This is a genomic window from Endozoicomonas sp. SESOKO4 (assembly GCF_024606275.1).
In genome coordinates, this window is record NZ_JAHHPS010000672.1 from 1 (window position 1) to 4,579 (window position 4,579).

The 4,579-nt window shown below is 49.3% G+C and carries 4 protein-coding genes; all 4 read right to left on the reverse strand.

Features of this window, described 5'->3' with window-relative positions; genetic code table 11:
* Positions 1–1,092, reverse strand: a 1,092-nt coding sequence (hflK, locus tag KDK16_RS12990) for an FtsH protease activity modulator HflK (RefSeq protein WP_257276448.1), incomplete at its 3' end; no start/stop codon positions are given.
* A 470-nt stretch (positions 1,093–1,562) separates the two neighbouring features.
* Positions 1,563–2,852 (reverse strand): ribosome rescue GTPase HflX, encoded by a 1,290-nt coding sequence (hflX, locus tag KDK16_RS12995; RefSeq protein WP_257276449.1) that lies wholly within the window; start codon positions 2,850–2,852, stop codon positions 1,563–1,565.
* 359 nt (positions 2,853–3,211) lie between these two features.
* Positions 3,212–3,469, reverse strand: a complete 258-nt coding sequence (gene hfq / locus KDK16_RS13000) for an RNA chaperone Hfq (RefSeq protein ID WP_034836467.1) — start codon at positions 3,467–3,469, stop codon at positions 3,212–3,214.
* Positions 3,470–3,777: 308 nt separating this feature from the next.
* Positions 3,778–4,579, reverse strand: an 802-nt coding sequence (gene miaA, locus KDK16_RS13005; protein WP_257276450.1) for a tRNA (adenosine(37)-N6)-dimethylallyltransferase MiaA, incomplete at its 5' end; no start/stop codon positions are given.

The window sequence follows — 4,579 nt, forward strand, 5'->3', positions numbered from 1 at the left end:
CTGACTGCTCAGCTCAGATGGCTGGGCTGGCATGGATGACTTGCCCTGGGTCAGTCTATCCAGTGGCAGGTAGATCATATTATTGCCACCCTTGACATCCACCAGTACCTTGCTGGTGTTCTTCAGGACTTCTTCAACAGTTTCGATGTAGAGACGCTCACGTGTCACTTCAGGTGCACGTTTGTACTCTGTCAGCAGCTTGGAGAAACGATCAGATTCACCTTCAGCTCTGGCAATGACCTCATCGCGGTACGCATTTGCCTCTTCAATAGTCCGCTGAGCTTTACCACGGGACTCAGGAATAACCTTGTTTGCGTAAGCTTCCGCCTTATTCTTGGCACGCTGTTCGTCTTCCCGGGCACGGATCACATCATCAAAAGCGGCCTGAACTTCTTTTGGAGGCTGGGCACTTTCTATGTTGACTTTCCCAATGCGCAGCCCTGTACCATAGTTTTCCTGGTACTCCTGCAAACGAGTACGAACTTCCTGCCCCAGAACTTCACGCCCCTGGGTCAGTACCTGATACATCTCAGAGCTGCCGACGACATGGCGCAGAGCACTCTGAGTGGCCTGTTCAAGACTCATCAGTGGCTTGGCGACGTTCAGAACATAATTTTTAACGTCTTCAATGTTGTATTGGACAGACATGGAGACTTCAACAATGTTTTCGTCTTCAGTCAGCATCTGCTGTCTCAGGTTATAGGTACGAAGTTCAGTCACCTTTTCCTGAAACTTGCTTTCAAAAGGTGGGAAGTACATGTGAAGACCCGGACCAACGGTCTCGGTATATACCCCGAAGCGCAAAATAACGGCACGCTCTTTTTCATCGACGGTGTAAATTGCGTTCCACAGATAGGCGACAATTGCCAGAACAATGATTCCGATAAACATTCCTGAAGAAGAACCGGAGTCATTGCCCCCTCTGCCTGAACTGCCTCCGCTCTTGCCACCACCAAACATTGAGTTCAGTTTGTCCTGCAGTTTGCGGAATGCTTCGTCCAGATCGGGTGGCCCCTGATTTTTGCCACCACCGTTATTTTTTCCACTACCCCATGGATCCTGGCTGTTTCCACCCGGCTCGTTCCAGGCCATATATGTCTCCGTAGAGTCAGTAACGAATTCTCTGCCCAGCTGGTGCGTCAGGACTTGCATGGTCCAAACTGGCTCTGTGAGCAAACTATTTTGCTGTAAAGCTGATCCTCGCCATCACGACAGGGTTATTCTCTTTACAACAGTACAAAAAAACCCATAAGGCGATCGGCCTGACAGATCTGTGAACGTGACCTTGCCCGGACAGGCGTATTGTCTCCCCGGTCGTGATCCCCGAAGGCTTGACTGGAAGAGTGAATATTCAGCACTTTTCCAACACCACGACTTTCGGCTACAGACCAGTTGTGTCGTTCCGGGAGCCTGTCTAACTCAAGCTTTCGAGTATGAAATTATCTCAGGTCTGACAGGACTCCTAGGCCAGATTGTAGAGTTTGGACAGCAGGAAGTGCAAGCTCATATTAGTAATCACCGCATCTTCCTGACACATCACTGACTATTCGGTAACAATAATCCTACCCTTCTATCAGGCAATCTGCCTGCAACCCTTCCTGTTTAGCGACACGGTCAAAGTCACTTCTGGGCATACGGATAGCCAGCAAGAGCTCACCATTGTCAGAATACTCTTCTGACTGAATGGCACCCATTTGGTACAAACGTGCTCTCACTTTTCCTTGGGCAGCCCTCAGCAGCAGACGCCCCTGAACCATATCATCGCCCAGCAATTCGGTAATAGCCTTTTCGATTAACTCCAGACCCACACCGTCTTTTGCAGAGACCCAGACCCTTTCTGGTCGCCCATTATCATCACGCTGGATTTTAGGCGTTACCTCAGCCAGCAGATCAATCTTGTTATAAATCTGCAGTGCAGGTACTTCATTGGCATCAATTTCTTTGAGAACCTCATGCACTTCCCTGATGTTTTCGAGACGTTCCGAATCATGAGCATCGATCACATGCAACAGCAGATCTGCCTGACGGGTTTCTTCCAGAGTCGCTCGAAAGGCTTCAACCAGCTTATGAGGCAGGTGTCGAATAAATCCTACCGTATCCGCCAGAATCACCGGCCCCAGATCGGCAAGATCCAGCCTTCTCAGGGTTGGGTCCAGTGTGGCAAACAACTGATCCTGCGCATAAACATCCGACTGAGTCATGCTATTGAATAATGTAGATTTGCCTGTGTTGGTATAACCCACCAGAGAAACCTGCGGCACTTCTGCCCTCTTTCGGGAACGGCGCCCCTGAGCACGCTGCTTACGAACTTTTTCCAATCGGCGGGTAATGCTCTTAATTCTCGCCCTCAGCAATCTGCGGTCAGTCTCCAACTGGGTCTCACCCGGCCCCCGCAGACCAATACCCCCTTTCTGCCTCTCCAGGTGAGTCCAGCCACGGATCAGACGGGTACTCATGTATTCAAGCTGAGCCAATTCAACCTGCAGCTTACCCTCAAAGGTTCTGGCACGCTGAGCAAAAATATCCAGAATCAGTCCGGTGCGGTCGATGACACGGCATTCCAGCTCTTTTTCAAGGTTTCTTGCCTGACTAGGCGACAAAGCGTGATTAAACAGAACAACTTCAGCCCTTTGCTGAAACACGGATTGACGGATTTCTTCAACTTTGCCAGGACCCACAAAATAGCGGGGAGAAGGAGACCGCACGTTCACTGTGATAAAAGCCAGAGTTTCAACACCAGCGGAACGAACCAGCTCCATAAATTCCTGCGGATCTTCCCGTTCCTTGTCTTCACTCATATCCGGATGAACAAGGATTGCACTTTCACCACCTTCATGGCGTTCAAAAAACAAACAGAACTCCTGAAATTATTTTCTTTCACAAGGGACCAGTAACCATAAAGCAGACGTCGTTCCCGGATGACTCAAGACCAGATGGCATTATGGCAGGACGACAATGTTTCTCTTATGGCTGCTAACTGCGACCGGAACCATTCATTTACGCAGCAGAGAGTATTAAACGATTTGAATTATTCGTTAAAAACAAGCTGCCAGCGCGTCAGTATACCGCCCGGTTATTGTTCTAAACAGCTGTTTCTTCCATATGACACTGTTCATAGTGGAAAATGCTTCAATCGTAGACGCAGTGTTTATAAAACTCTTAAACGTCAAAAGGCGCTACGAAAGCGCCTTCTAATCAACCAGCAAAAAGTTTATTCTTGCTCGTCGTGCTCGGCCATGCCTTCCTGCCCCTGCATTGGCAGACGTACCGGACGGCTTGGCACTACAGTTGATACTGCGTGCTTGTAAACCATCTGGCTAACAGTGTTTTTCAGAAGGATTACGAACTGATCGAATGATTCGATCTGTCCCTGGAGTTTGATGCCGTTTACCAGGTAAATGGAAACCGGCACGCGCTCTTTACGCAGCACATTAAGGTAAGGGTCTTGTAGAGAATGCCCTTTTGACATTTCTGTACTCCTTATTAATTCTCGGGTTTTTGAATAGCCTTTGTTCACTTCTAGTTGGGCTATTCGCTCGACCGGCAGTGCCAGTACCTGATTGTTCAATCTGTGTACAGCCCAGAAATTCAGCCGGGCAACAGTAAGCGAAGCCCCGCACTGCCATCAATAGGTAATACTAGCTACTCATACCGGACCTGCAGAAACTATTGCAGGTGCTCACGTACCAGCCTTTTCCAATACACCTTGTCAATGATGTAACCAATACAAAGCCGGGGCCAGAAGAGTTATACAGAAATCACACTTCTTATTATTCCTTATTTGAGGACGGGCTTCAGCCATTTTAAGGCTTCTTCTAACCGGTTTTCCGACGTACTGTCCAGCCAGTGTATATCGGGCCAGCTTCTGAGCCAGGTCAACTGTCGCTTGGCCAGTTGCCGGGTAGCGACCACTCCTTTTTCCACCATGGTGGAGTAATCCATCTCCCCTTCAAGATATCCCCAGACCTGGCGATAACCCACCGCTCTGATGGAAGGCAGTGAAATATCCAGATCTTCCCTCTCATAAAGAGCCCTGACTTCATCCATAAAGTTGTGCTCCAGCATCAGCCTGAAACGGGTTTCAATGCGCTGATGAAGTATTGATCGATCCTTGGGAGCAATAGCCAGATTGACTACATTGTATGGCAGTCGACTGGCTTGTTGCTCCAGATGCCAACGGGAAAGTACCTTACCTGTCGCATAATAGACTTCCAGTGCCCTTTGCAGGCGCTGAGTATCCGTTGCTTTAATACGAAGTGCGGCTACAGGGTCGACACTCTGAAGCTCTTCATGAAGCGCCTGCCAGCCCTCAGACTCTGCCCTGCCCATCAATACTTCCCTGATCTCAGGATCCGCGGCTGGCAGGGGTGCCAAACCATCCCGAAGCGCCTTGAAATAAAGCATGGTACCTCCCACAAGAAGAGGTATGTTTCCCTTATTAGTAATTTCCGTCATTTCCCTGAGAGCATCCTTACGAAAGTCAGCTGCAGAATAAGGCTCGGAAGGATCCCGGATATCAATCAACCGATGAGGAGCCTGAGCCAGCTCCTGCGCAGAGGGCTTAGCTGTTCCTATATCC

Bases quoted from the DNA above. Each gene is read 5' to 3' on its own strand.
- hfq (WP_034836467.1), bottom strand. From the start codon at position 3,469: ATGTCAAAAGGGCATTCTCTACAAGACCCTTACCTTAATGTGCTGCGT.